The organism is Terriglobia bacterium (assembly GCA_020072815.1).
In the GTDB taxonomy this organism is placed as follows: Bacteria; Acidobacteriota; Terriglobia; order Terriglobales; family Acidobacteriaceae; genus Angelobacter.
In genome coordinates this window covers 251101-277436 of the sequence record JAIQGE010000006.1, presented here as the reverse complement: position 1 = coordinate 277436, position 26336 = coordinate 251101, and the positions used below count along the sequence as shown (strand labels likewise).

General features: G+C 58.6%; 22 protein-coding genes. 11 read left to right on the top strand and 11 right to left on the bottom strand.

The window, feature by feature from the left end; translation table 11 throughout:
- The first annotated feature begins 36 nt into the window (after nt 1-36).
- The 3 genes from LAO20_10165 to LAO20_10155 all read left to right on the top strand — a co-directional run bounded on the left by LAO20_10165 (nt 37) and on the right by LAO20_10155 (nt 5473).
- Nucleotides 37-3522, top strand: a complete 3486-nt coding sequence (locus LAO20_10165) for an IPT/TIG domain-containing protein (GenBank protein MBZ5531785.1) — start codon at nt 37-39, stop codon at nt 3520-3522.
- Between the two features lie 134 nt (nt 3523-3656).
- Nucleotides 3657-4169, top strand: coding sequence for a DinB family protein (locus tag LAO20_10160; GenBank protein MBZ5531784.1), 513 nt, complete (start codon nt 3657-3659; stop codon nt 4167-4169).
- 431 nt (nt 4170-4600) lie between these two features.
- Entirely contained in the window at nt 4601-5473 is an 873-nt protein-coding gene (locus LAO20_10155; GenBank protein ID MBZ5531783.1) for an OmpA family protein, read from the top strand.
- Between the two features lie 171 nt (nt 5474-5644).
- Here the strand turns inward: LAO20_10155 and LAO20_10150 are convergent, their stop codons facing one another.
- A complete protein-coding gene (locus LAO20_10150; GenBank protein MBZ5531782.1) occupies nt 5645-6442 on the bottom strand; it encodes a hypothetical protein in 798 nt (265 codons plus the stop codon).
- Between the two features lie 286 nt (nt 6443-6728).
- On the opposite strand from LAO20_10150, the gene LAO20_10145 reads away from it, so the two are divergent.
- From LAO20_10145 to LAO20_10115, 7 genes are all read left to right on the top strand, one after another.
- Nucleotides 6729-7574, top strand: coding sequence for a tetratricopeptide repeat protein (locus LAO20_10145; GenBank protein MBZ5531781.1), 846 nt, complete (start codon nt 6729-6731; stop codon nt 7572-7574).
- Nucleotides 7575-7670: 96 nt separating this feature from the next.
- Nucleotides 7671-8105, top strand: coding sequence for an SRPBCC domain-containing protein (locus LAO20_10140; protein ID MBZ5531780.1), 435 nt, complete (start codon nt 7671-7673; stop codon nt 8103-8105).
- 131 nt (nt 8106-8236) lie between these two features.
- Nucleotides 8237-9997, top strand: a complete 1761-nt coding sequence (locus LAO20_10135; GenBank protein ID MBZ5531779.1) for a glutamine--tRNA ligase/YqeY domain fusion protein — start codon at nt 8237-8239, stop codon at nt 9995-9997.
- Nucleotides 9998-10060: 63 nt separating this feature from the next.
- Nucleotides 10061-10558, top strand: coding sequence for a hypothetical protein (locus LAO20_10130; GenBank protein MBZ5531778.1), 498 nt, complete (start codon nt 10061-10063; stop codon nt 10556-10558).
- Nucleotides 10559-10947: 389 nt separating this feature from the next.
- Entirely contained in the window at nt 10948-11676 is a 729-nt protein-coding gene (locus tag LAO20_10125) for a GvpL/GvpF family gas vesicle protein (GenBank protein ID MBZ5531777.1), read from the top strand.
- 174 nt (nt 11677-11850) lie between these two features.
- Nucleotides 11851-13290: a sigma-54 dependent transcriptional regulator gene (locus LAO20_10120; protein ID MBZ5531776.1), complete on the top strand. Its 1440-nt coding sequence runs from the start codon at nt 11851-11853 to the stop codon at nt 13288-13290.
- A 485-nt stretch (nt 13291-13775) separates the two neighbouring features.
- On the top strand, nt 13776-14144 hold the full coding sequence (locus LAO20_10115; GenBank protein ID MBZ5531775.1) for a TraR/DksA family transcriptional regulator: 369 nt from the start codon (nt 13776-13778) through the stop codon (nt 14142-14144).
- A gap of 100 nt (nt 14145-14244) precedes the next feature.
- Here the strand turns inward: LAO20_10115 and LAO20_10110 are convergent, their stop codons facing one another.
- The 7 genes from LAO20_10110 to LAO20_10080 all read right to left on the bottom strand — a co-directional run bounded on the left by LAO20_10110 (nt 14245) and on the right by LAO20_10080 (nt 19208).
- A complete protein-coding gene (locus tag LAO20_10110; GenBank protein MBZ5531774.1) occupies nt 14245-15027 on the bottom strand; it encodes an energy transducer TonB in 783 nt (260 codons plus the stop codon).
- Between the two features lie 225 nt (nt 15028-15252).
- Nucleotides 15253-16245, bottom strand: a complete 993-nt coding sequence (locus LAO20_10105; GenBank protein MBZ5531773.1) for a hypothetical protein — start codon at nt 16243-16245, stop codon at nt 15253-15255.
- Between the two features lie 67 nt (nt 16246-16312).
- Nucleotides 16313-16627: a hypothetical protein gene (locus tag LAO20_10100; protein ID MBZ5531772.1), complete on the bottom strand. Its 315-nt coding sequence runs from the start codon at nt 16625-16627 to the stop codon at nt 16313-16315.
- Between the two features lie 80 nt (nt 16628-16707).
- Nucleotides 16708-17283, bottom strand: a complete 576-nt coding sequence (locus LAO20_10095) for an aminodeoxychorismate/anthranilate synthase component II (GenBank protein ID MBZ5531771.1) — start codon at nt 17281-17283, stop codon at nt 16708-16710.
- A 26-nt stretch (nt 17284-17309) separates the two neighbouring features.
- Complete coding sequence (locus tag LAO20_10090; protein MBZ5531770.1) at nt 17310-17777, bottom strand: MaoC family dehydratase; 468 nt, start codon at nt 17775-17777, stop codon at nt 17310-17312.
- A gap of 7 nt (nt 17778-17784) precedes the next feature.
- Nucleotides 17785-18240: a hypothetical protein gene (locus tag LAO20_10085; protein ID MBZ5531769.1), complete on the bottom strand. Its 456-nt coding sequence runs from the start codon at nt 18238-18240 to the stop codon at nt 17785-17787.
- A gap of 56 nt (nt 18241-18296) precedes the next feature.
- Nucleotides 18297-19208, bottom strand: coding sequence for a pirin family protein (locus tag LAO20_10080; GenBank protein MBZ5531768.1), 912 nt, complete (start codon nt 19206-19208; stop codon nt 18297-18299).
- A 965-nt stretch (nt 19209-20173) separates the two neighbouring features.
- Between LAO20_10080 and LAO20_10075 the strand changes: the two genes are divergently transcribed.
- Nucleotides 20174-22732: an ABC transporter permease gene (locus LAO20_10075; protein MBZ5531767.1), complete on the top strand. Its 2559-nt coding sequence runs from the start codon at nt 20174-20176 to the stop codon at nt 22730-22732.
- Nucleotides 22733-22858: 126 nt separating this feature from the next.
- On the opposite strand, the gene LAO20_10070 is transcribed toward LAO20_10075, so the two are convergent.
- The 3 genes from LAO20_10070 to mltG form a co-directional block, all read right to left on the bottom strand.
- Nucleotides 22859-23953: an ABC transporter permease gene (locus LAO20_10070; protein ID MBZ5531766.1), complete on the bottom strand. Its 1095-nt coding sequence runs from the start codon at nt 23951-23953 to the stop codon at nt 22859-22861.
- A gap of 72 nt (nt 23954-24025) precedes the next feature.
- Entirely contained in the window at nt 24026-25000 is a 975-nt protein-coding gene (locus LAO20_10065; GenBank protein MBZ5531765.1) for a hypothetical protein, read from the bottom strand.
- A 129-nt stretch (nt 25001-25129) separates the two neighbouring features.
- Nucleotides 25130-26122: an endolytic transglycosylase MltG gene (mltG, locus tag LAO20_10060; protein ID MBZ5531764.1), complete on the bottom strand. Its 993-nt coding sequence runs from the start codon at nt 26120-26122 to the stop codon at nt 25130-25132.
- Nucleotides 26123-26336: the final 214 nt, after the last annotated feature.

Below are 26336 nucleotides of genomic sequence, written 5' to 3'. Positions count from 1 at the left end.
CTGTGGACAGGTCATGGAGTCAAGTTCGTTGTTCTAGTGGCAATCATATGTCTTTGTAGTTTCATCATTTCCTGCGGAGGAGGTTCGTCGCAACCCGGATCTGTAGGCGGCGGCAACGGCCCGGGGATACTCTCGATCTCGGTTACGCCCAACCCGCTGCTCATCGTTCCCAATAGCACGATTACCGTCACGGTGAAAGCGTCGGGCGGTTCGGGCACACCGAGCGTAACTCTGGGTACGCTGCCCGCCGGTCTCACCACCAGCACTACGTTTCCCCTTTCAGTTCCCGCCGGCGGGGCGCCAATTACTCTGGTCGCGGCCGCCAACCTCGCGGTTGGCAACTTCGTGATTGCGTTGAATGGGCAGGCTGGATCAGCTACAACCACCGCGAACATTTCTGTCACCGTGCAGAGCACGCCGACGAATTTCTCCTTTGCAATTCCAATTTTCAGAGAGGTTGGAGCGGGAATCGGCGGTGGTTCAGGCCAGATCCAGTTCTTCACCAACGCGAGCGGCCAAGCAGTAGACTATGACATAGCCTTGTCTCTGAGTGGACTCCCCCCTGGCACTACGGCCACGCTTACGCCTAATCCCATAATTCCTGGACAGTCCACCACCATCGCAATCACAGCAAGCAGCAGTGCGCCGATTTCACAAAACGTTACGATAACGCTCACGGGAACTCCGCAGGCCCCCGTGGCGCCGCAGAGTATCACGTTCCTCTTAGACGTCACGCAGCCGGCTGGTTCACTTCCGAACAACCGTACCGACTATGTTTCTACGGAGGGCAGTCCCTTTTCCGCGGTTTATGACAGTCTTCATAAGCTGGTCTTTGCCAGCAACCCTTCGTGGAATCGAGTGGACGTGATTTCTTCCACCACACACGCCATCACGGCCAGCATCTCCGTGAAAGACCCGCGCGGCTTGGACATTAGCACGGACAACTCCCGGGTCTGGGTTGGGATGGGCGGGACACAAATCTACGAAATCAACACCAATAGTTTTGCGGTCACTCGCCACGCCCTGCCCGCTCTGAACCTGCCCAGCTCCGGCCTTACCCCTTGGGAAGATTTTCAAATCTTCACGCTCTCTGATGGAACTGTTATGGTGGTGGCGGCTCTCGGCGGATTCGGGTCTCTTCAACCATTCATTTGGGATCCAACTCTGAACACAATGACGCCGCTCACTGCCCCAGTCCCAGGGGGCTTTGGACTGATGCAAAAAACCGGGAATGGCAAGAAGGTGTATTGCTTCCCGGCGGATTCAGGCGGACTTGCTTTCTTTTACGACGTGATCACCAAATCCTTCAGTATTCCCGTCAACATTGGCGGACAGCCCCTCACCGGTTCAGTGAATTTTGACGGTTCGCGCGTGGTGGCAGGCTATGCAATGTTTGACGGCGATTTCAACCCTCTCGGCGTAATTCCTGGGATCGGCCAGTCTTCCATTTTAGGCGGCGCATCATTTGATGGGGGCACGATATTTAGTCCGGACACCGGCCTGCTGTATGAGGTGTCCATGCCCGACTTTACCCCCGTGATCTTGACCATCGATCCGAATACCCTGCAGGTTGTTACGAAGGCGCCAGCCATGCCCCTGATTCCGGCAGGCACCACATTGTTTCCACCCTTTTTTATGCCTATTCCCTTCGCCGTGGACAATACCGGAATGGTCTTGGGGCTGGAGGACTACGGCATAGCTTTCGATGACGCCACGTTTTCTACTAATTTCGTCGCCAGCGAGCCTGGGACGCCTACGTTTCTCCAACATATGTCGCCTCAAGCTGGGCCGCTTTCGGGAGGAACAACGTCGGGAGGCTTCGGGAACCCTTTTCCGTTTGCACCCGATGTCTGGTATGGAACGAACCGAGGTACAGGCCGAGTGGACTCCAGCCATACCCTCACGATTACATCGCCTCCAGGCAGCGCTCCGGGGCCGGTCCATGTGAAGATGCTTTTCCCCAATGGCATTGAAGTTTTCAACCCGCTCTTTTTCTCCTACGGCCCGTTTGCCGAGTTTAGCGTTCAAGCGGGAGCGTCTCCGAACGGCGGATCCACAGGCCAGATCGCGGGTTTTGGATTGCCATCCAGCAACAGCGCAGGATCAATAACCGTCGCAGCGTCGCCGGCAACGATCACGGCATCGTCTCCCCGCATTAGTTCCGTTACCTTTGGTGGATACCCATTCCCCGCCGGCACGGTCAGCTTTGCCGCGCCCCCCGGCGTCCCGGGATTTGCTGATGTCAAAGTTACTACGCCGACCGGCACATCAACGCTGCCGAGAGCCATCTTTTATGCTCAGAGCGTAACTGACTTTGCGTCGGTCGATACCTTCAATGCAATTCTTTATGACGGCAAGCGCCAGCAACTCTATCTCTCAGCCGGGGACCACATTGACGTATTTTCTCTCAGTTCCAGCCGGTTCCTGGCGCCCCTCACGCCGCCCGCTCTGGGCGCCGCGAAGAACTTTGCGGGGATGGCGTTGAGCCCGGATGGCAGCCTCTTGCTGGCCGCTGATCTGCAGGATGGATCGCTGGTGGTGGTGGACCCCGACAACCCCGCTAGCAGCAGCGCGATCGCGGTCGCACCCGTAGACACCGGCGACCCGCGCTGCACGATCGGCCCGCTGTACGTGGCCGCCAGCATCAACAATCGCGCTTTCGTCGTGACCGGAGGGTTACCGGCCATTGGGTGCGGTCCTAGAGGACAGCTTTTTCAAGTCGATCTCTCGGCCAAGACTTCCACGGCGTTCAACAACGTGAACTGCCCGGCAGCGGATGCATTGAACGGCAATTTTGTGGCTTCCAGCCAGAACGGCACCAGGGTGGCGTTCAATAACTGCATCTATGACGCGGTGCTGCAAAGCTTTAATGGGACCCGGTTCACACCCCTCAATCTAAAAGCCATTTCCGGAGACGGGAACGTGGCCGCATCACTCGGGTTGAACACGTCGAATTGGTTCTTCGCCGATTCTGCCGCCAATGTGCTCGGGAATGTGGCCCACCCCGATGTTTTTTACGGCGGGCTGTCCTTCGATGCCTCGTCCACGTTCTTTCCCCTGCAGGAGCCCAAGCTGAATGATGCGGGCAGCCTTTATTATGTGTCCTATCCGAACCTATTCGACATCATCGATGTGCCCCACGGCACGTTGCGTATGCGCTTCTCCCTGGCCCAGACCGTCGCAAACGTTGGCGTTCCCATGGCAATAGATTCTGGAGGGCGCCATGTTTACTTGCTCACCAATCGCGGACTCACCATCGTGGACCTTGGCGCCGCGCCGCTCTCCATCGGCTCGTTGAGCGCAGCCAGCGCGACGCCTGGCACGCAGATCACCGTCCGCGGAAGCGGATTCAATTCTCTAACATCGGCAACGGTGGCCGGCCAGACGGCGATTGTCTCCTTGGTTGATGAAAACACAATCAACCTTATTGTTCCCGCTGCCGCTTCAGGCCCTGCGGATGTTGTGGTGCGGAACAGTGACGGTACATCCTATCAGCTGGAAAGCAGCTTGATAATCCAGTAATTTGCGAGGTTCGCGCAGGGCAGGCAAGAGCCTTGCGCGCAGCCAGCAAAAGAATGTTGGCCACAGCCGTCGCCTAGCGCAGAGTGCTCCCGCTGCAAGATGCACGTTTTTCCGCGCCGCGATAACATTTACAGATGGTCCCCCGCCCTCAAGCCAACGAAGCCGCTGAATATTATTTTCGATACATCAACCGCGTACCCGACGGCGACATTGTCGCCACGCTGGAAAAGCAACTGGACTTCACTTTGAAAGTCCTCAACGGAATCTCGGAACAGAAATCCTTGTACCGTTACGCGCCGGGAAAGTGGAGCATCCGGGAGATGATGAATCACGTGAACGACACGGAGCGTATCTTCGCCTCGCGCGCGCTGTGGTTTGCGCGCGGGTTTGATGCGCCGCTGCCGGGCTTTGATCAGGACGTGAGCGCCGCGGCAGCCCACGCGGACCAATTCGCCTGGGCCAGCCACGTGGAGGAATTCCGCACCATCCGGCAAGCGACGTTGACGCTCTTCCGCAACTTACCGGCGGAAGCGTGGACGCGAACCGGAACCGCCAGCGGTTACGTTTTCTCGGTGAATGCCATGGCGTACATCATCGCCGGACATGTAGAACACCACCTGGCGGTGCTGCAAGAGAAATACAGATAGTTTTTGTCGCTGCGCTCCAAACCGCCAGCGTACGATTCTCCCGCTTAACATCCTTCAGCTTCTGAAGCAGCGGGCTCGGCGCGCAAGTCGGCCTCGCCCGGGCTACCCGCCGTTTGAGGACGCACTTGGGCTTACCTGCTTTATGGACCGCGAAGGCTGAGAGGTCGTCCAAAGTTATACCTTCCGCCGCCTCATCGGGAAAAATTTACCCGGTGGGCCTGAGGTGGTTTCTAGGGTGTAAACCGTAAAACTCTAATAATCAATAACATAGAACGGCCAGCCTGGGCGCTGGGTTTGGCAATCAGCGTGTACTAGGTAAAGGCGTAGCGTTATGTGCCGCAGGCTGGCAGGGCAAACCAAGGCAGCCCCGGTATCTGGTACAACGCAAAGAATTCAGGCATGAAATACGAGCCCCCGGTTCGGAGGAACTAATGAAGAAGTATTACATTTTGTCGCTCACACTGGTTGCAGCGTTGGCAATTCCGGCGCTGGCGCAGCAGAGCACGTCCAACACTCCGCAAGATCAGCCACAGGCGCAGCAGACACAGACTCCTGATCAGTCGGCAACCGGCAAAGAGCCGTTGAAGTATGAGCGCCATGAAGGTTTCTGGGGCCACATGAACCCCTTTGCCCGCAAAAAGTATGTCAACCGCCAGTTGGATCCGGTCCGCGGCCGCGTGAATGAGCTGGACGAACTCACCGCCAAGAACGCCAAGATGATCGCTGACGTTGATGCCCGCTCCACCGAAGGCATCCGCAACGCGTTGAGCAAAGCCAATGAAGCTGACAGCCACGCGCTGGACGCCGGCAATCGCGCTAACCAGGCGCAGCAGACCGCCCAGACCGCACACACCCGCATCAACGGCGTGGAGCAGACGGTCAGCAAACTGGACCAATACACGCCCGTCACCCAGGCTGAAATCCGTTTCCGTCCGGGACAGACCACGCTGAGCCCCAACGCCAAAGAAGCGCTGGACCAGATGGCGACGACCTTGAAAGGCCAGAAGGGATACATCGTTGAAGTGCAGGGCTTCTCGCCCGGCGCCGGAACCCACGCGATTGAAAGCTCACGCGAGATGGCGCAGATGGTGGTCCGTTACTTGGTCCTGAACCACAACATTCCGCTCTACCGCATCTACACCGTGGGTATGGGCAACGCTCCTCTGCAGGGCGAAGACGGCAAGATGAAGCGCGCCCGCGGCGGCCGCGTGGAAATCAGCCTGATGAAGAACAGCTTGAGCGACATGACCGCCAGCAGCGACGCTGCTCCGGCCCCAGCCGCGACTGCACCAGCTACCAAGTAAGTTTGCGCATAAACATCCTCAATGCTCAATGACCAACTTGCCCTCCTGCTTCACCGCAGGAGGGTTTTTTAGTTCCCGCCGTTCCTTCTATCACCCAAATCCCATTCGCCGATTTTTTCATTGCATGAGGCCGTTCTTTCGCCGCTCGGCTGGCAGCCCTCAACAACTAACTTAATAAGGCACGGGATAAGGCACGGGCGGCTGGACCGGAACCTGTCCGTTATACATCGCGATGGCGGCAGCCACTTGGTCAGCGTCGAGCACCAGCGGGCCCGCCAGCACCATTTCCATGGGCGTCCCCGCGTGCATGAGCGGCCCTGGACTGCGGGAGGCCATCACGCCTATAAAAACCAGTCCTGCGGCGGCAGCCACGCCCAGGCCGATCATCGCGTTGCGCGGGCCGTCGCCGAACCCCGGCAGCGGAGGCAGAGACGGCGGAGCCGGCGCGCCGGTGGCGGCCATCACCGGAACAGAATCGTTGTTCTTGTGCTTTGGCGGAGAGTGTCGCGCCACCGTCGGCTGCACGTACTGTGTCCCGTAAATGGGCACAGTGTAGCCGTTGCTAAAAATGATGCTGGCGGAGGCCATTTCAAATTCGAGGACGCGATAGGTGGTGTCGCGGCGATTGACCTTTTGAATCAGGCCCTGAACGTAGGTCCCCGGCGGGATCACCATCTTGTTTCCGGCAATCACCGGAAAAGCCGTCTGTAGATAAACGCTGTCACCTTCCCGTGCGTGTTTTATGCGCATCGGCCGCGCCACAACTAGAGAAATCCGCGTGCCGGCCGGGACGGTGATGGTCTTGGGCGCAGAAGCCGGTAGCTGCTGCTCGTTCTGCGGGTTGGCTTGCACAGTGGAAGGCGTTTGCGCTGGGGCCGCCGTGCTATCTTGCGCCAGGCAGCTCCCGGTGGTGAGGATGGCGGCGAAGACAGCCAGAAGTTTCGCCGATGGGTTCGAAGTGGTAAACATTGGAGTGGCTCCTGTGTTGAGACCCGTCGAGCCGTGGTTCGCTGGAACCGGGAGTTTGCGCTCGCTCGGGACAACCACGTCACGATTTAACCCCGGGTCAGCCAAACTCGCGCCTGTTGATTGATGAAGTTTTGTTGGGAGACGTTTAGACCCCGGCGTCATTGCAGCCCGTCCAAACGTCATTTTCTTGGGCCGCGATTGCTCGCCCTTGCTGCCGTCCTGCGTCTATTGAACGCGAGGTCTGACAGCGATGCGCAGAGTGGTGTGGTGTCTTTTGGCCGTAAGCATGGCCGTCTTACAAGCTTCGGCCCAGGGCCCTTCATCAGCGGACTCCGCTTTCAAGGCCCAGGACTGGGCAAAGGCCGCCGCGGAATACCAGAAGCTCATCGCGGCCAACCCGCAGGATGGCCACGCATGGTATCAACTTGCCATGTCGCTCTATTCGCAAGACAAGTTTGCCGACGCCGCCCCAGCCTTCCAGCGCGCAGCGGAACTCAAGTACTTGCCGGTAATCAGCACTTACAACACGGCAGCGGCTCTGGCGCGCGCGGGAAGCACAGATGCCGCGCTCACCTGGCTGGAGAAGCTTCCCGCGATGGGCTATGCGGGACCGGCGCAGCTGCAGCAGGACCCTGACTTCGCTGCGCTGAAAAACGCAGCGCGATTCCAGGCCGTGGTGGCGGCTGTCCAAAAGAATGCCGCGCCTTGTGACACCTCTGAAGTCAACAAGCAATTTGATTACTGGGTAGGCGAGTGGGACGTGCAAACGCCGCAAGGGCAGCATGCCGGCAACAGCAGCATCCAGAAAATCCTAAGCGGCTGCGTGGTCCTGGAAAACTGGAGCGGCGGCGGCCTGGACGGCAAAAGTCTCAACATCTACAACCCGGTGATGAAGAAGTGGCAGCAGTACTGGGTGGACACTTCCGGCCGGGCCACGCTGTACGTCGGCGAAGTGGTGGACGGCGAGATGCGCTATCTGGCCGAAGCCGGCGCACAAAACGGCAAAGTTGACCGCAAGATGACCTTCACCAAGCTCAGTCCGGACAAAGTCCGGCAACTGGGTGAGATGTCCACGGACGGCGGCAAGACCTGGGCGGTGGCTTACGATCTCATCTATGTAAGGAAGAAGTGAGTGGGCACTTCGCGCCAGGGCTTTGACACTAGAGTGAAATCCCGGAGGTGCGAGATCCTTTTCCCGCGACAGCTTCGTGCTACAGGGAGGCGCCCCATGGCAGACATCAAGCACGCAATCTCTATTGCAGCTCCCGCGGACAAGATTTATTCCCTGATCGCTACCGGAAAGGGCTTCCGGCAATGGTGGGCGGAGGATGTTACCGACTCCTTGCCAGAAGGCAAAGTGGAGCTGGGCTTCTTCAAACGCAATACCGTTTACCGCCTGAAGCCGCTGCGCCTCGCCGCGCCGGGCGAGGCCGAGTGGCTTTGCGAATCCGGAAAAGAATGGGCCGGCACTCGGCTGAGCTTTAAGCTGCAAGCAACCGGCGCCAATACTTTGCTGCGCTTCACCCACGCAGACTGGGCCGCGGAGTCCGACTACTTCGTCAGTTGCACCACGTCGTGGGGAGGACTCTTGTTCCGCATCAAGGCCGCGGCCGAAGGCCAGAAACCCGGGCCGCTGTTTCTGGCCGAGGGCATGGCGTACTGAGAGAATTGCCAAGATTGCCAAGTTTGACAATTTGGGAAGCGAGAGATAGCAGATCCGGGGACGGCTGTGCACACGAGCGTCCGGGCAGGGACAGAAAAAGCTTTTAAGATATACCTTTAAGATATAGAGATATGAGCGAAGCCAACGAGAGCCCGAAAGGCGTGCCTGCCTCGCCGGCGGCGGAGAATGTCCGGCCGTCGAATTTCATGCGCGAAATCTTCATCGAGGACCTGAAGACCAACAAGTACAACCGCCGGGTGTGGACGCGCTTCCCTCCCGAGCCCAACGGATATCTGCACATTGGCCACGCCAAGGCCATCTGCCTGGATTTTGGCCTGGCGGACGAGTTCGGCGGCGGCACCAACCTGCGCTTTGATGACACCAATCCGGAGAAGGAAGAAACCGAGTATGTCGAGTCCATCCAGGAAGACGTCCGGTGGCTGGGCTTTCAATGGGAGAACCTGCTCTACGCCTCCGACTACTTCCAGCAACTCTATGACTGGGCGGTGCAACTGATCAAGGCCGGCAAAGCCTACGTCTGCGACCTGAACGCCGACGAAGTGCGCCAGTATCGCGGCACGCTCACCGAGCCGGGCAAGTCCAGTCCTTATCGCGACCGCAGCGTGGAAGAGAACCTTGATCTGTTCGATCGCATGCGCAAAGGCGAGTTCCCGGACGGTTCGCGCACGCTGCGCGCCAAGATTGACATGGCGTCGCCCAACATGAACATGCGCGACCCGGTGATGTACCGCGTCGTCCACGCCGAGCACCATCGCACGGGCGACAAGTGGTGCATCTATCCCACGTACGATTACGCGCACGGGCAATCGGATTCGCTGGAGAAGATCACCCACTCCATGTGCACGCTGGAGTTTGAGGACCATCGTCCGCTGTACAACTGGTTCATACAGTCACTGGGCATCTTCCCCAGCCAGCAGATTGAATTTGACCGCCTCAACCTCACCTACACTCTGCTGAGCAAACGCAAGCTGCTGCAGTTGGTGCAGAACGGGAACGTGAGCGGGTGGGACGACCCGCGTATGCCCACGCTGTGCGGTATCCGCCGCCGGGGCTATACGCCGGAAGCCATGCGGAATTTTTGCGCCAACATCGGCGTGACCAAGACCAACGGCACCATTGAGCTGGCCATGCTGGAGCATTTTGTCCGCGAAGACCTGAACAAACGCGCGCTGCGGGTGATGGCCGTGCTTAGGCCGCTCAAGGTGGTGATTGACAACTATCCGGAAGGCCAGACGGAGGAGATGGACGCCGTCAACAATCCGGAAGACGAGAGCGCGGGCAAGCGCAAGGTGCCGTTTTCCAAGACGCTCTACATCGAGCACGACGATTTTCGCGAAGTCCCGCCCAAGGGCTACTTCCGCCTGTCGCCGGGGAAAGAAGTGCGTTTGCGCTACGGCTACTTCATCACCGCGCAAAGCGTGGTGAAGAACGCCCAGGGCGATGTCGTCGAAGTCCATTGCACCTATGACCCGGCCACGCGCGGCGGCAACGCGCCGGACGGACGCAAAGTGAAGTCCACGATCCACTGGGTGTCGGCGGCGCATGCGATTGACGCCGAAGTGCGGATCTACGACAACCTGTTCTCCAATCCCGATCCGGCTGACGTGCCGGAAGGCCAGGACTTTACCGTGAACCTGAATCCCAATTCCCTGGAAACGGTGCGCGACGCCAAGCTGGAACCTTCGCTGGCCGGCGCTAAGCCTGGCGATCGCTACCAGTTTGAACGGCTGGGGTACTTCTGCGTGGACCGCGACAGCACTCCCGGCAAGCTGGTGTTCAATCGCACCGTAGCGCTCAAGGACACATGGGCCAAGGTGGAGAAGAAGCAATCGGCCGTCAGCAATCAGCCGCCAGCCAAAGCAAAAGCTTGAACCGTAGAGGACGCGGAGGATGACAGCAAGATCGGCCGCAAATAGTGCGGGGCAAAGAAAAGCATGGCTAAAAGGATCCTCCTCTATTCGGCCGCCCTGGTTGTAGCCGGCCTCATTGCGGTAATAGCCGGGCGCGCCTTGATTCGTCACTGGGAAACCGAATTGCTTGAGCACAAGATGGCCCGCCATACCACCGGGGTGGTTGTGGATAAGCAGCACATTCGATTCGGCCAAGACCAGACGACCTATGTGGATGCCGAGGGCAGGTCGCGCCCTCTGGAGCGCTGGCAAAAAGAGGAAGGAGAATTTCGCGTCTCTTACTCGATCGATAATTTCAATCAGACGCCGGGACGTACTCCCGCTTCTCTTGCCCGCGCCGAGCAGGAAAGGTTCAGGAAGTTTGGCCCCCGCTATACCATCGTTTCCGAAAAGGAATTTCTGGAGGCTTCGATCGGACGGCGGATCGAAATCGTTTACCGATGGGCCTCAGATCGCGAGATCGAAATCATCTCAACGAATCTGAACCCAGGCACTAGGAAGTCAGGAACGACTCCACCTTAACAACTGCCACGGGAAACTCTGGGCCAACGAAGCAACCTGAAAGTCAACAAGAAAAGCGAATTTGAGGTTCACTGAACGGCGCCACACTCTTCAATTCTGATCGAAGCGAATGAAAACAAAGACGTTCAATGCATATCACATTCGAGGACACGCCCTGTACGGCAATGGCCAACAGGACGTTGGCCTATTTCGTAGGCAACTTTTGAGTCCTCGTGCACAGTGGTTGTTGCATTTATCCAAGTAACATCATAGGATGAATTCAGCGCTGGAAAACCCGCCGGCGCCTGATGGATCTGAAGAATCTAATTCATCAAAAGCTCTTCGCGTTTTTCGCCCAGTTTACACAATTTAAAAATCCGGCCGGCTCTTCGACAAGGAGAAGCATCCCCATGGCATGGTACGCGTACTGCATCATTGAGCAGCAGGCATTCCAGAACGGCGTTCGCGCTCGTCGTCCCGTCCCCGTAGAGGACCTGAAAGGTATCGCAGACGCGCAGACCTTTGCCTATCCCAGCGGAGATTTCTCCGTCATCGTAAGTGAATACATCCCCACCGGCGATCTGGGCCAGACGGCCCTGTTGCAGCACGCGCACGTGGTCAGTGAATGTTTCAAGCGCACCACCGTGCTGCCATTCCGCTTTGGTACGGTGTTTGACAATGATGACGCCCTGCGCCGGGCTGTCCGCTTGAACCGCAAGGCGTTCAGCGAAAGCGTGACCAAGCTCAAGGGCAAAGCCGAGATGCACCTAAAGCTGCTGGTGAAAGACGGGTCTTTGCGCCAGGCGTTGGAGGAAATTGAGCTGCCGGCTTCCGTGGGCAGCGAATACCTGACCAAGCTGCGCGAGAAGGCCGTCCGTCAGCGTGAGCGGCAAACCAAGGCACGCGCGCTCTCCGTCCAAGTGCACAAGATCTTTGATCCGCTGGACCAGGACGTCTGTTGCCGCAAAGTAGATTCCGGCGGAATGCTCATTGATATCGCCCACCTCATTGACCACAAAAAGGTCGAAAAATACCAAAACAAATATCAGATGGCCACCCGCCATCTACCCGGCGTGGAAGTGGTCATGAGCGGGCCCTGGCCGCCCTATCACTTCATCACCGGGAAGCGCTCTTCCTAGTGTCCCCTCTCAACCCGTAGTAATCGGCGCGTTTCGCGACATATGGTTGCACATCAACCAATCGCAAGCTTGACGCTTGGCATCGGTGTGCCTTAAAGTGGAACCAAAGTGCATTCTATGGGTTGAAAAGGCCTTAGATCCAGGCCGTACCCGTCCATGACCAAGGGGTTAAGAATGAAGCCGAAAAACCGGGTGCTGATCGTGGACGAGGATTTGGCCATGGCCAAGTACCTGGCCGCGCACCTGGGCCACAGAAATTTTGAAGTCGTGGTGGCCTCCACCGACCAGGAGGCCCTGCGCGTGTTCCGCAGTTTTGATCCCATCTTAGTTTTGTTGGACACGGCAGTAAACGGCCAGTCTGGAACAGAAATTCTGGAACGGCTGAAGCAGATCAAGCCGACGGTATCAGTGATGGTGCTCTCCGCCAATAAGGACCCGGAACAGGTCTTCCGGGCCTCCAAGCTCGGCGCCGACGATTACATCGGCAAGCCGGTGGATACGCAGGAACTCGACGTGCGGATCTCCAAGGTCCTGGACAACCAGCGGCTCTATTCGGAAGTCACGCATCTGCGTGAACAAGTCCGGCGGCAAAGCGACTTCACCATGCTGTTCGGCACCAGCCCCAAAATGATGGAAGTAAAAATGACCATCGAGCAGGTGGCGGACACCACAGCCACAGTGCTGGTGCGGGGCGAAAGCGGCACGGGAAAAGAAGTGGTGGCGCGCATGATTTACGCCGAGTCATCGCGTCGCGACAAACCCTTCGTCAAGGTCAACTGCGCGGCCATCCCCTATGAATTGCTGGAAAGCGAGCTGTTCGGGTATGAGCCCGGCGCCTTCACCGGGGCCACGCGGCAGAAGCTGGGCAAGTTTGAGCAAGCCAACGGCGGCACTATTTTCCTGGACGAAATCAGCGAGATGCATCCCGCGCTGCAGGCCAAGCTGCTGCACGTGCTTCAGGACCACGAGTTCTCCCGCTTGGGCGGTAAACGCGACGTGCAGGTTGACGTGCGCGTGCTGGCCGCCACCAACAAGCCGCTGGAACGCGCTGTGGAAGAAGGCGTGTTCCGCGAAGACCTGTTCTATCGCCTGAACGTGATCACCATTCATATCCCTCCGCTGCGCGAGCGCCGCGAGGAGATCCCGGTCTTTCTGGAATATTTCCTGAGCAAGTACAGCGAGCATTACGGCAAGCGTCCGCCCAGTTTCAGCGAATACGCGGTGACGCGCATGATGGAATACGCCTGGCCGGGAAACATCCGCGAGCTGGAAAACCTGGTGAAGCGATACGTGATCGTGGGCAATGAGGCGCAGATCATCCGCGAACTCTCCACCCACAAGCCCATTGTTTCGTCGCTGTCCGCGCCGCCGGTGACGGACGCGCCAGATGCCGTGCAGGCTGCGCCGTCCACTGCCGCTGCTGAGCTGGAGATGCCATCGCTGCTGGAGATCGGCAAGCGTGCCGCCATGCAGGCCGAGCGTGAGGCCATTGAGCGCGTGATGGCGCAAACCAAGTGGAACCGTCGCCAGGCGGCAAAGATCCTCAAGATCAGTTACAAGGCATTGCTGAACAAACTGAAGGCGATGGACGAACCTGTTAAGGCCACAAAATAAGAACCCAATTGATTAATAGTGGCACATTGATGCCATTTTTCTTATTGTTTAATCATCCGATTAAGCTGTCGGTTTAGGCCATTTTTCAATTCTGTTCCCACTCTAAAGCCAACAAAGAATTGCAGTTGTTATTGTGGCCAACCTTTCCACATGAGATCACACTGGATTATGGTTTTTGACTTGCACTAGGTAGGGCAACAAAAAGAGGCCGCATAATTGTGCAAATGACTTCAAGACTCTTCCAAGCTATACGATTTCTCGTTCTCAAGCGTCCTGGCGTCAGCCTCGACATCTTGCATCGCCTTTCCTGAGAAGAACTCCCTCCCTCCTTGCCTCTTTGTGAAGCGGCTCTCACCGAGCCGCTTTTTCTTTTTCCTTTTTCCGACTGCGGCGACGAAGCGCCTCTGGCGAGCATCTAATTGGGTCGCTCAAAGATTTGACGGTATATTCCTATGACGGCTAAGATGAATGGCTTATCGAAACCCATGGACAAGAAGAAACTGGACAGCTTTAAAAAGAGACTAGAAGAGCGCCAGCAGGTCTTGCGCAAGACGGTCACGCGGACCGAAGAAGATGGCCGCACCGCGGACCAGGACTCCGCGCAGGACATTGCTGATCGCGCCGCGAACTCTTACACCAAGGAGTTCCTGTTCTCCCAGAGCAATAACGAACGCCAGCTCCTGCAGATGGTGGAGAACGCGCTGTCGCGCATCCGCGAAGGCAGCTTTGGCGACTGCATCAGCTGCGGCAATGAGATCAACGCCAAGCGTCTGGAGGCCGTTCCCTGGACGCGCTACTGCATTGAGTGCCAGGAGAAAAAAGAAAAAGGCCAACTGGAAGAGGCTCGCGAATAACGAAGCGCGCGAGTCGGGATCAAACATTTTTGCCAAACAAAAAGGAGATGCGATTCAAGCATCTCCTTTTGACATTTTTTGCAGGGCTTGCCGGGAGCGATCAGTACAAGTGGAAGTCCACTTCAACGTAAACGGCAACGGCCACGGGGCGGCCATCTTTTTTGGCGGGATCAAACTTCCAGAGCTTGACGCCTTCAATGGCTTTTTCATCCAGACCCATACCCAAGGAGCGCACAACCTGCGCCTGATGGATGCGGCCATCCGCGCCAACGATCACGTTCAACCCAACCACGCCCTGAAATTTGGCCTTGCGGGCTTCTTCAGAAAATTCAGGTTCCGGCTGGAAAATGACTCTGGGTGCGGAAACGCCGCCACCCACCGAGTACACGCCAGGGCCAACGCCCGGGCCTCCGTGACCTGATCCAACGCCGCCACCATCACCCGAACCAATGCCCCCGCCAACGCCCGTGCCGTTGGACGGCGTCATGAGCTTGGAGAGCGGGTCACCCAGTTGGTTGCTGGTGGGAATCTTCAAATCGGCCACCACGGTCGGCTGCATCATCAGCTTGCTGACCTGCGGCTGCAGATCCACGGGCGGCGTAAATTGCTGTTTGGCCGCCTTGGGAGGCGTGCCGGTGGAAGCCTTGATCTTGCTGGCATCACCGCCGCCGCCACCGCTGGGACCTTGCTTGCCGACGTTGCCCAGATACGGCGCCAGTTCAATGGAACTCAGCCGTAGGGGCTCAATAATCTTGGGCGGCCCCGCCACATGCAAAAGCCACAGAATCAAGCCTATGGCTGCCGTGTGGGTCACAAACGACAAAAGGAAGTTTTCCGGACGGACCGCATAGATACCGTACCCTCCTCCGAAGAGGCTGGGCATGGTGGATGGGTCAGGATTCGGTTCTTTGGCGAACTTCACCACCTCCTGCTTCTGTGCTGCAGGAGCGGGGGACGCCTTGGGGGAAGAACCTGTCGAGTTTTTGTTATCAACCGAAGACATGTGTTGTTTCTGGTTACAGTATAGACGTCCTGGCGCGAAAAAAGGTTTCCTAATGGTGCATTGGGCTTAAGTGCCAGTCTAGCAATTTAGATTCCCCGGAACAACTTAGCGATGCACCAAAGAACGGAAAAACGAGCCAATTCGGCCAAAAAGTCCCTTTTTTTCCTTCTTTTGTGCTGATGCCACCGGGCCTGGAGCAGATTTCACTTCGGCAGCAGGTTGAGCTTGATTAGCGGCCTGAACCACGGGCTCCACCTTGTCGGGAAGAAAATAGACGTTGGGCAGGGTGGAGAACTTGATTTTAGCCACGCTGTAGGGCTTGGCGGCTGCTCCCCGGGCATTGGCGTTGAATACAAACGGCGTGTCCACCTCCACGTGCACCTGGCCAGGACGGTCCTGCGGCAGCGGAGCGGTGACCGAGTTCGCCGGTACCGGCGAGCTGGGGTTGCCGGCGACGGGCACCGGGGACGGCGCAGGCTGAGCAGGGGCCGCCGCGCGCATCATCGGCGGACCCGGCGGACATCCGCACTCTTCTTTGAGGTCGGCGCGGGCGCTCAGTTTTCCGCCCATAAAAACCACCGTCTCGTTGGCCTTGACCTTGTAGATGGCGGAGCTGAGCAATTCCGAGAAGCTGATTTCCGCGGTGTTTCCGGGCAGCGGCTTCACGCAGGTGTCGCCCTTTTTGTTCACGCCCACTGCCACGTGGAAAGCTCCAGGGCCGACCAGGTTAATGCTGAAGTCCGGCGTAATCAGCAGGTCAGCCACGCGCACTGGCAGGCGATAGTCCACTTCCACCATGCCGGTCCCCATGGCGAACATGAGTCCGGAGCTGCTGCCGCTGGTAACGCTGATACTGCTGCGCGGGCAAATCCGCACCTGGCCGCCGCGAAACAGCCGCAGCCGGGCCGCAGCCACGCCGGCGGAGAGTTCCGAGCCGGTCACCACGCTCATACCCGGGCTGGCCGGCAAGGCGGGCGGTTGCGCCGCGTTGTCCGAGGCAAACAGTTCACCCACCGGAACCTGGGCCGGGGACTGGGCCAGCACGGCCGGCACAAACAGCAAGGCCGAGCCTAAAAATAAAGACCAACTGCTTTTCATGGTTTCCTGAAAGGCTAACAGAATCGGGCCGGGCATTTCTCGAAAAAATCGCTCCAAAGATCGTCTCTTAAACGTCGTCGCCGACAAAGTCGTACTTATCAATGGCCACGGCTACGCCTTGCGCCACCGCTGCTCCTTGCTCCGGGGCTGTCTGCTCTACCCGCAGGATGCGGCCGCGGCAGTGCACGCGGACGGGCTCCGTCAAGGTGATTTCCGAAGGCAAGGTCATCACAAACTCAATGGCCGCTCCCTGGGCCATGGGGGCGGCAACGAACATGTAGATCCCGCGGGAGCTTACGTCGCGAGTGCGGCCGGCAACCTCGCTGCGGGTGTTGTCCAAGTACTTGACGCTGATCGGCAAATCCAGAGAAAACCTCTTCATGGAACGCTTTTCGAGTGGCGAATGCGTCATGCTGCGGCCTCCAAACCAGACCCGTTTGGGGAGATTGTAGCCCAACAGGGTTACAACTCTAAGAAGTTCTTTAGCAGCAAACGTCCGGATTCGGTGAGCACGCTCTCAGGATGAAATTGCACGCCTTCCACGGGAAAACGGCGGTGGCGAAGCCCCATGATCACCCGCGTTCCGTCCTGATCGCGGGTCTCCGCGCTGATCTCCAACTCCCCGGGCAGGCCTTCTTCGGCGACGATCAGCGAGTGGTAGCGCGTGGCGGTGAGCGGCTGAGGAACGCTGCGGAAGATGGTCTTGCTATCGTGCTGGATGCGGCTGACTTTTCCGTGCATGATCTGCCGCGCCCGCACCACGTTCCCGCCGAAGGCCGCGCCAATGGCCTGATGTCCCAGGCACACGCCGAGGATGGGTTTTTTGCCGGCAAAATGTTTGATCAGTCCAATACTGATGCCGGCTTTCTGCGGCGTACACGGTCCGGGCGAAATCAGGATGTGCGTGGGATCTAGCTCTTCAATCTGCTCGACTGTGACCTGATCATTGCGGCGAACCTCCGCCGTCTCGCCCAACTCGCCCAGGTACTGGACCAGGTTGTAAGTGAAAGAATCGTAGTTGTCGAGGACGAAGATCACGGGAATGCTGCGCCGTCTCTTAAAGTTTACAGTACACGCTTGAACACCAGTACCTTGGCCGTGAACATGTGGACGGCATCGCCATGCTGGTTCAAAGTTGTGCTGCGGACTTTCACCACAGCCTGGTTTGGTTTCGAGCGCGAAGGAACAATCTCCAGAACTTCGCTTTCCACATGCAGCGTGTCGCCGGGACGCGTGGGCTTGGGCCAGGCGAGTTCGCCGCCCAGTCCGATGATGCCGTTGCCCAGCGGCAACCCGCCGTCCACCAGAAGCCGCATGGCGATGGCCGCAACGTGCCAGCCACTGGCCGCCAGCCCGCCAAAGACGCTGGCCTGCGCGGCGGCGGCGTCCAGATGGAACGATTGCGGATCAAACTCTTCAGCGAAGGCCCTGAGCTTGGCTTCATCCATATGGAATTCGCCGGAGACAAACTTCTGTCCGACGTGCAGGTCTTCCAGGTAGAGGGCGTTGGGGTGTTTGATTGTCTGAGTCATCTTGCTCTTATCGGCATCTCCGATTCTTCCACCGGATCGTTGCGGCAACATTATCGGCAACAATTTCATGCTTCGTGGAAGAGGGCAGGACAGCACTATAGATTTGAATTGAAATATTCTCGTATTCTGAAGACGTTACGAGGCTGCGGCCAGACTCTGAAATCTGGTCGCTTCCTCCTATATCCGTTGGTTTGGGGCCTCTTTCATTGGCTGGCACGAGCTCTTTGAACATTTGATCAATCTCTTTGCGCGATAAACTGGAGTCTAGTCTGATCATTTCGGGCGAATAATGCAGCTTCGCCAGTCCAATCTCACAGACCTGTCCGTCAGATGAATACCTCGGCATCATCAGAATGCCCGGCCGAATCTCATAGGCTTCAATCGCCTTGTACTTCGCAAAGCCAGGATTCGCAGAAGGAAGCAGAAACATTGCAGCGAAAGCCAATCCTATCAGTTTCGACATATCACTTCTCCTTACGAAAACACCTTGGAAGAATGCAACAGACCATGCCCAGCTCGCTACTTCCCTTTCTCCTTCAAGAACGTGCCTACATCCAGCTCCTTGAACGCCTGCTGTAGTTGCTCCTGGGTGTTCATCACGATGGGTCCGTACCAGGCGACGGGCTCCTGCAACGGCTTGCCGGAGACCAGCAGGAAGCGTATGCCATGTTCGCCGGCCTGGACGGTGACTTCGTCGCCGCTGTCAAACAGGATGAGGGAACGGTTCTCGGCTTCGGTCGGCGGGACGGTGTCCGCCCAGCCAACGCCCTCGGTGGGCACGGCCAGCGGCGCGGACGCGTTGCAGAACTTGCCTGACCCTTCAAACACGTACGCGAACGCGTGGCGCGTGGTCTCCACCGGAAGCGTCTTGCGCTTGCCCGCGGGCACATGGACGTCAACGTAAACCGGGTCGGCGGCAATGCCTTCCACCGGACCGCGCTTGCCCCAGAAGCTTCCGCAGACCAGGCGCACGTGCGTGCCGTCATCGTCCGTGATGTCCGGAATCTCCGGGGCCTTCACTTCCTGGTAGCGCGGCGGCGTCATCTTGAGCGCAGAAGGAAGGTTGGCCCACAACTGGAAGCCATGCATGCGGCCGTTGGGATCGCCCTTGGGCATTTCCTGGTGGATGATGCCGCTGCCCGCGGTCATCCACTGGATGTCGCCAGCGCCGATGGCCCCGCGGTTGCCCATGCTGTCGCCGTGCTCCACCGTCCCGGCCAGCACGTAGGTGATGGTCTCAATCCCGCGATGCGGATGCCAGGGAAAACCGGCCAGGTAGTCCGCCGGGACTTCATTGCGGAAATCGTCGAGCAGCAGGAACGGATCGTAGTCCGTGGTGCTGCCAAACCCGAACGCGCGGCGCAGATGCACCCCGGCGCCCTCCAGCGTAGGCTTGGACTTGATCAGCTTCTTCACCGGACGGATGGACATGGGGGACCTCTCTTTCAATGACTCTTCAGATGTTAAATCCAGATGGTAAATCGAAGGCGGAGGATGCGGGAAGTTGATAGGACGACCACAGACGCACGCAGGGCATGCCAAACTCTCAGCGTAGAGACGTAGCACCGCTACGTCTCAACGTGGACAAACCAAACTCGTCCTTTGTGGACCACCGGCCGCCCTCGCCTGCGTTACGAGAATCGTGTGGCACAAGCATCGGGCTCCCCCGACGCCAGGGCTCCCGGATTGCGCCGCTTTTGCGCAATCTGGGATGGTGGCGCGCGCTTCGCGTGGCGGGGTGGAGGACTCTTGCCTGTGCCGATGAAAAACGCATCGCTGACGATGATCCCGGCGATCTGTTTACCATCTCGCCAATCACCGTTCAGTTACTCCCCCACCCCACCCCTCCCCTAAGGTCCGGGTTGCAAACACAGGATTTATTCCATTCGACCCAACGGTCACCCAACTGTTAACCAACCAGTAAATTTTCCTTCTAACTCACTGATTCTCCGGATTTTGCGATGAGTCGGCCTTTTGCGGTGGCTGATTGCTGACTGCTAATTGCTGAGTGCTATTTGTCAAAGATCTCGTCCAGGGCGCGCCATCGCACCCGGTCGCCATTTTGGCGATTGCGAAAATCTTATTACTATACTGTATTTTGTTCGCCAACGCCAGCGCGAACTAGTTCATCGTCCCAAAATCTCAGGCGCCACAAAAGCTGCGTGGACCGCAGGCGCCCTCGCCTGCGCCAAAAGATCGTGTGGCACAGGCACTGCTCCCCTACCTACTTCTCGCCCCGTCCGGCGGCTGAACGCCTTTCGCCACACGCCTACCGCAAACCATGACAAAACATTTCGCCTCCCCCTGCTAACCAGCTAGCATCTCGCCTCGTCTCATTAGCTGGCCTACTCTGCCTTGAAACGCTTCTCACGCTGGAAACGGAAAGGACGCGCACCATGGACATCGCCGCCTGGATGGAAACTCTGTTCAAAGACATTCGCTACTCGCTGCGGCAATTTGTCCGCACGCCGGTGTTTACCATCGTCGCCGTGGCGTCGCTGGCCATTGGCATTGGGGCCAACACCGCCATCTTCAGCGTGATGAACGCGGCCATCCTCAGGGCGCTGCCGGTCCGCAATCCGCGGGAGCTGGTGATGCTCACCAACCCCAACGCATCCGGTGTTTCCATCGGCGTGAGCACCGGCGACCGGCCGCTGCTGAGCTACGTGGAGTACACCACTCTGCGCGACCACAACACCACCATGTCCGGCCTGATCGCCGTGGAGTCAGAGGCTGACACCTGGCAGTTGCATATCGCCGGAGCGTCTCCCGAAGAGGCCCACGGTCGCCTGGTGACCGAAGGATATTTCTCCGTGCTGGGCGTGGAGCCCGCCATCGGACGCTTTTTCACAGAAGCTGACGCCAAGTCTCCGGGGCAAGATCCTTACGCCGTCATCAGTTATGACTACTGGCAGAAACGCTTTGGCGGAAACACCTCTGTGTTGAACACCAGCATCCGCATCAACAAAGCCAGCCTTACCGTGATTGGCGTTACGCCACCGGGATTTCGCGGCGAAACCGTGGGCGACCGCCCGGACCTTTGGGTCCCCATGCTGATGCAGCCGATGATCATGCCGGGGCGCGACTGGCTGCATGAACAATTGACCGCGGACAACATCGCGAAAACCATGTGGCTGCACGTGATCGGCCGTGTAAAACCCGGCGTAAGCGTGGCCCGGGTGCAGACGGAAATGGACGTGCTCTTCCGCGGCATCCTGGAAAACAGCTATCCGCCTGCCATGGCGCAGGAAACCCGGAAGCGCTTTATGAAACAGAATCTGAAAGTGGTGGCCGCCAGCACGGGCGCTTTCGGCGGTCGCGACGAATTCCAGCAGCAACTGCTGGTGCTGCTTGGAGCTTCCGCCGTGGTGCTGCTGATCGCGTGCATCAACGTGGCCAACCTGCTGCTGGCACGCGCGTCCGCCCGCTACAAAGAAGTTGGCGTGCGGCTGTCCATCGGCGCCTCGCGCTGGCGGCTGGTGCGGCAGTTTCTCACCGAGAGCCTGATGCTCTCCGCCCTGGGGGGCGTGGCCGGACTTCTCCTGGCCTGGGGCGCGGCGCGGTTGCTGGTCATCATGATGAAGATGACGACCGACCGCGATGCCCTGGACCTGGGAGTTGCTCTCGACCTGCGCGTGCTGGCCTTCACCGCCGGCGTAACGTTCTTGACCGGACTCATCTTTGGGCTGGTGCCGGCCATCCGCGGCACGCGCGTGAACTTGAATGACAGCCTGCGCGATTCCGGCCGCGGCAACACCACTTCCTCCGGCCGGCTGAACCTGGCCAAGGGTCTGGTGATCGCCCAAGTAGCGTTCTCCCTGCTGCTGGTGGTCAGTGGCGGGCTGCTGCTGCGCACGCTGTGGAACCTGCAAGCCACGGACCTGGGCTACGCGCGGGAAAAGCTTCTGGTCCTGGGCGTGGACGGCGTGACCGCCGGCTACAAAGACGCTCGCCTGACCATTCTGTGGAACGATCTGGCGGACCGCATCCGCGTGCTGCCGGGCGTGCGCGGTGTCACCTACTCGCAAAATGGACTGTTCAGCGGCTCCGAGTCTGGCGACCAGGTGGAAGTGGAAGGCTTCACCCCGCAAAAGGACAACGAGCGTGGCTCGCGCTTTGACGTGATCGGTCCGGGATACTTCGCCACCGTTGGCGTCCCCATACTTCTAGGCCGCGAGTTTGGCCTGCAAGACTCTGCCACCGCTCCCAAAGTGTGTGTGATCAATGAAGCGTTTCAAAAACGGTTTTTTGCCGGACGGAATCCCATTGGCCTGCACGTGACGGAAGTGTTCGGCGACCAGAAGTACCCCATGGAAGTGGTTGGCGTCGCGCGCAACGTTCGCGACCACAATTTGCGGGGCGACGTCCCGCCGCGCTTTTACCATCCCACCGGCCAGACCATGGAAGGCCCGCCGCCGGGAGTGAACTTTGAAATCCGCACGGCGGGCGATCCCCAGCAGCTGGCGCTTAGCGTTCGCAAGACCGTCCAGGCAGTGAATGAAGACCTGGGCCTTGGGCTGGCACGGACCATGACGGAAACACTGGATCGCACCACCGCCCAGCCTCGCGTGATGGCCCGCCTGTGCACGGTGTTCGGCATCATTGCGCTGCTGCTGGCGGCCACCGGATTGTACGGCGTGCTTTCCTATGGCGTGGCCCGCCGGACCAATGAAATTGGCATTCGCATGGCGCTGGGGGCAGGACGCGCCTCCGTGGTGCAGATGATCCTGCGCGAAACCAGCATCATGATTGTTCTTGGCGTGGTGATTGGGATTGGCTTCACCGTGGGCTTGACGCGCTTCATTGCTTCAAAACTCTACGGCCTGAGCGCGCTGGATCCCCTGACCATGGTGACCGCGGTGCTCATTTTGGCGATGGTAGCGCTGGTTGCCGGCTACATCCCCGCGGCGCGCGCCGCGCAAGTGAATCCGGTGACCGCGTTGCGGCATGAATAGCAGCTAGCAACTAGCGGCTGGCAGCTAGCTTGTGAATTGTGCGGGCAACGCCTTTCGCGAATGAAGGCGCTCGTGGGTCCTACGACGCAAGAGCCAGCAGCTAGTGGCTAGTCGCTAGTTGCTGCTTCATTCGTACGCCAGCGCGTCAATGGGATCTTTTTGTGCGGCTTTGAAGGCCGGGTACAACGCGCCCAGCATGGCTCCGCCCACGGCAACCAGCATGGAGTACAAGGCCCAGCTGAAAGTGATAGGCAGCACGCGCAAGGTGGGAAACTTATGCAGAATGCCCAATCGTCCCAGGGCGCTCACGGCAAAGCCCAAAAGGACGCCGGCCACGGCCAGCAGCAGAGTTTCGCGCAGGATTACCCGCACCACATAAAATTTCGACGCGCCCAGCGACTTCAGGATTCCGATTTCCCGCGTGCGCTCCATCACCGCCGTATACATGGACTGGAAGATCACCATGAACCCGATGACCACCGCAATCCCGATCACCACTTTGATCACCGTGGAAAGACCGGGGATGTTGTCCGCGGTCATCAGCTCCATCCATTCGCGCGTGGAGGTGATATTGAATTGCGGCAGCAGTTCCTTGAGCTGTTGCACGGCGGCGTTGTCGTTCTTCACGTCATCCAGCTTTACGTAGAACACGCTGGCTTTGTTTTCATTGCCGGTCAAGGCCTGCATGGTGCTGATGGGGACGTAGCGGCGGCTTCCGCGTCCGTGCGGGATCACGCCGCACACTCGGAAATCGTGGTTCAGCACGCTCACCGTGGAGCCCACGTGCGCCTTGTTTCCCGCGGCGTAAATATCGTCCACGATCATGTCGTAGGGTTCCTGGAACGGCCCGCCCTTCAGGTAGCGCATGGGCCCGCCCACGGACTCAAACGACTTGAGATCAATTCCGTTCAACACTTCAATGCTGCTCAAGCTGACCGTGGTCTGCAGCACCACCGGCGCCACGGCCGTGACGTGCGGCTGTTTGAGCAAGAGGTCAGCGTATTTCACCGATGCCGGCGCGGAGGAAAATGCGGCGAAATTCGCCGAGCCCGGCGGACGCACGATCACGTCGGCTCCCACGCCTTTCTGTCGTTCTTTGCTGTCATCCAGAATTCCCAGCATCAGGCCCACGATGAGCAGGATCAGCGTGACCTCAATGGCCACGGCAAAAATGCTGATGATGGAACGAATGGGACGATGGGCCAGGTTGGCCACAATCATTTTGTTCATGGAATCAGTCTCAACTGTTGCAAGAATCCCGCCGAACTCCGGACCACGCGGCCGGTCCGCAATCTACTGCGGCTTCTTGGTTTCCGCGGCCTTCAACTCCGGCTGGTTCAGGGCCGTTGCGCTTTTTGTGTCCACGTTGATCAGCGTGGACCCGGGTGGCTGCGCGACTTCAAACTGGTCGTCGCCCAGCGGCAGGTTGATGCTGGCTTTTTCCACCGTGAGCTTCATCGCGTACTCTTCAATCGGCCGCTCGATCTGGATCACGCCGGGAAACTTGTTGTCCGCCACATCGCCCGTGACCGGCGTGGTGTAATCGTAGCGGGCAATGGTCACCAACTGGCCCTGGCGGTTGTAAAGGTACTGTTCGTGGGGCATGAGGTCGTCGCGGCTGAATACGATCCGGCGGGAGAGATAGGGACCCGCATCATCCTTGCTGATCACCACCACCACGTAGTTGGGCCGCAAAACATCTTTCTTCGACTTGGGGTCTCTGACAATGTCCGTGCTCTGTTCCAGCACCGCCAGCTCTCCCGCGTTGCGGTCCACCGCCTTGATCAGCAGCGCGTCCAGCACGTGTTGTGGACGCATGTTTTCCAGCGGCTTTTCCGACGGGGTAATGACCTGGTTCGATCCCACGTAATATTTGCTGGCCGTTGGCGAATTAAAGGCTACGGCGAAGCTCTTGCCGGTGCTCACCATGTCCACCAGGCGGTTGCCCACCACCGGCGCGCGCACGATCATGTGCAGCATTCCCGGCTTGCGCACCATCACATAACCGCTGACCTGCCGGTAGTCGGTGACAATGCCTTTCTTGGCCCCGCCGGTGGAAATGTCCATCTCCACCGTCAATTTGAGGGTCTGCAGGCTGGCGGCGCTCGCGTCAATGCGCTCTTCCAGTTGCTCCAGGGTGGCTTCTCTCAGTGTGGCTGCGCTGATCATGCGCATGGTGGGCTCATGCTGGCCTTTGACGGCACAACCCGCCAACAGCAACACCGGAAGGAAGAGAAGGACGATCTTGGCTCGCGACAAAACTTGCATTGTTTAGATGATTTCCAAAGTCTAGAAAGTTACTCTTCTAGTATAGCGGACTAAGGGCTGTGAAAGGTGGGATCGGAAGCGGCAAAGCGTGACATTTTGCGGCAAAGCGGGCCCCAAAGCGAGGGGAAACTAGCGGTTGATGGCCTGGGCAACGGCTTTTCGATAAGCCGCCACGTTTTTGGCGTGCTCCGCGGGGGTACTGGAGAAGTTATGCCGCCCGTGGTTGTCGCTCACGAAATACAGATACCGGGTCCTGGCCGGATACAGCGCCGCCTGCAATGACGCTTTTCCCGGATTGCAAATCGGCCCCGGAGGCAGGCCCGGATATTTGTAAGTGTTGTAGGGAGAATCAAAATTCAGATCAGACCGGTAAATCGTCCCGCGATAGCGGTCATTGAGCAGCGCAGCGTAGATCACCGTGGGGTCCGTGGCCAGGGCCATGTGTCGCGACAGGCGGTTGTTAAAAACGCTGGCCACCTCCGCCCGCTCGGCATCCACGGCAGTTTCTTTTTCGATGATGCTGGCCATGGTCACTTTGGTGTGGAAGTCCTCGTCCAAGCCAGCGGCTTTGGCCGCCTGGCGGAAACGATGCACCATGGCCGCGGCCATGTCATGCAGCGATTGCGTCCGGGTAAAGCGATACGTGTCGGGAAACAGATAGCCTTCCAGGTTCGGCGCCTGGGGATCCAGGTCCTGCACCAGGGAAGCATCCTTGCGGACCACTTGCAAGAAGTCGTCACGCGTGCCCAGCCCTGCGTCCTCGATGGCCGCGGCGATGTCAAACATGTTGAAGCCTTCCGGCACTACCAGCAGGTGGACGTAAATGTCTCCGCGGGCAATGCGGTCATAAACTTCCCGCACTTTCGCTGGATGATCAAAAGAGTATTCGCCCGCTTTCAGGTTCTTGTGGCCTTGGACGTAATGCCAGAACAAAAACGCGTATTGGCTGCGAATAATGCCGGCGGTGTGGAGATCGGCGGCAATGCGCCGAGCCGACGAGCCCGGTTTCAGTTGCACGAACCGCTCCTGCGTCGGGCCGGCAGGCAAATACAGGCCGTAGGCCAGCAGCGCAGCCGCTACGATGACCAGAATGACCACGACTCTGAACAAGAACTTGAACATGCGGTATTTGGGCTTTCGCCTGCGCATATTGTACTTAGATGCGCCTATTTTAGAGGCATCAAGGGTGCTAGACCACGTCTTCACCAGGACATGGACTGCGGAGGCTGCGGGCAAAATGGCCGCTTCAACGTCTTGCGCTTTGCTGCTGCCCAAGCATGGTTGCGTCCTGAATTGCGCCGCGACCAGGGTTCGGCGCCATAAATGCGGTTCATCG

Excerpts from the sequence above, each read along its gene's own strand:
- LAO20_10100 (MBZ5531772.1), bottom strand. The coding sequence starts at position 16,627 with ATGAAGAGGTTTTCTCTGGATTTGCCGATCAGCGTCAAGTACTTGGAC.
- LAO20_10160 (MBZ5531784.1), top strand. The coding sequence starts at position 3,657 with ATGGTCCCCCGCCCTCAAGCCAACGAAGCCGCTGAATATTATTTTCGA.
- LAO20_10120 (MBZ5531776.1), top strand. The coding sequence starts at position 11,851 with ATGAAGCCGAAAAACCGGGTGCTGATCGTGGACGAGGATTTGGCCATG.
- LAO20_10105 (MBZ5531773.1), bottom strand. The coding sequence starts at position 16,245 with ATGAAAAGCAGTTGGTCTTTATTTTTAGGCTCGGCCTTGCTGTTTGTG.
- LAO20_10075 (MBZ5531767.1), top strand. The coding sequence starts at position 20,174 with ATGGACATCGCCGCCTGGATGGAAACTCTGTTCAAAGACATTCGCTAC.
- LAO20_10145 (MBZ5531781.1), top strand. The coding sequence starts at position 6,729 with ATGGCCGTCTTACAAGCTTCGGCCCAGGGCCCTTCATCAGCGGACTCC.
- LAO20_10080 (MBZ5531768.1), bottom strand. The coding sequence starts at position 19,208 with ATGTCCATCCGTCCGGTGAAGAAGCTGATCAAGTCCAAGCCTACGCTG.
- mltG (MBZ5531764.1), bottom strand. The coding sequence starts at position 26,122 with ATGTTCAAGTTCTTGTTCAGAGTCGTGGTCATTCTGGTCATCGTAGCG.
- LAO20_10135 (MBZ5531779.1), top strand. The coding sequence starts at position 8,237 with ATGAGCGAAGCCAACGAGAGCCCGAAAGGCGTGCCTGCCTCGCCGGCG.
- LAO20_10150 (MBZ5531782.1), bottom strand. The coding sequence starts at position 6,442 with ATGTTTACCACTTCGAACCCATCGGCGAAACTTCTGGCTGTCTTCGCC.
- LAO20_10110 (MBZ5531774.1), bottom strand. The coding sequence starts at position 15,027 with ATGCCCAGCCTCTTCGGAGGAGGGTACGGTATCTATGCGGTCCGTCCG.
- LAO20_10130 (MBZ5531778.1), top strand. The coding sequence starts at position 10,061 with ATGGCTAAAAGGATCCTCCTCTATTCGGCCGCCCTGGTTGTAGCCGGC.
- LAO20_10065 (MBZ5531765.1), bottom strand. The coding sequence starts at position 25,000 with ATGCAAGTTTTGTCGCGAGCCAAGATCGTCCTTCTCTTCCTTCCGGTG.
- LAO20_10115 (MBZ5531775.1), top strand. The coding sequence starts at position 13,776 with ATGGACAAGAAGAAACTGGACAGCTTTAAAAAGAGACTAGAAGAGCGC.
- LAO20_10090 (MBZ5531770.1), bottom strand. The coding sequence starts at position 17,777 with ATGACTCAGACAATCAAACACCCCAACGCCCTCTACCTGGAAGACCTG.
- LAO20_10155 (MBZ5531783.1), top strand. The coding sequence starts at position 4,601 with ATGAAGAAGTATTACATTTTGTCGCTCACACTGGTTGCAGCGTTGGCA.
- LAO20_10125 (MBZ5531777.1), top strand. The coding sequence starts at position 10,948 with ATGGCATGGTACGCGTACTGCATCATTGAGCAGCAGGCATTCCAGAAC.
- LAO20_10140 (MBZ5531780.1), top strand. The coding sequence starts at position 7,671 with ATGGCAGACATCAAGCACGCAATCTCTATTGCAGCTCCCGCGGACAAG.
- LAO20_10085 (MBZ5531769.1), bottom strand. The coding sequence starts at position 18,240 with ATGTCGAAACTGATAGGATTGGCTTTCGCTGCAATGTTTCTGCTTCCT.
- LAO20_10070 (MBZ5531766.1), bottom strand. The coding sequence starts at position 23,953 with ATGATTGTGGCCAACCTGGCCCATCGTCCCATTCGTTCCATCATCAGC.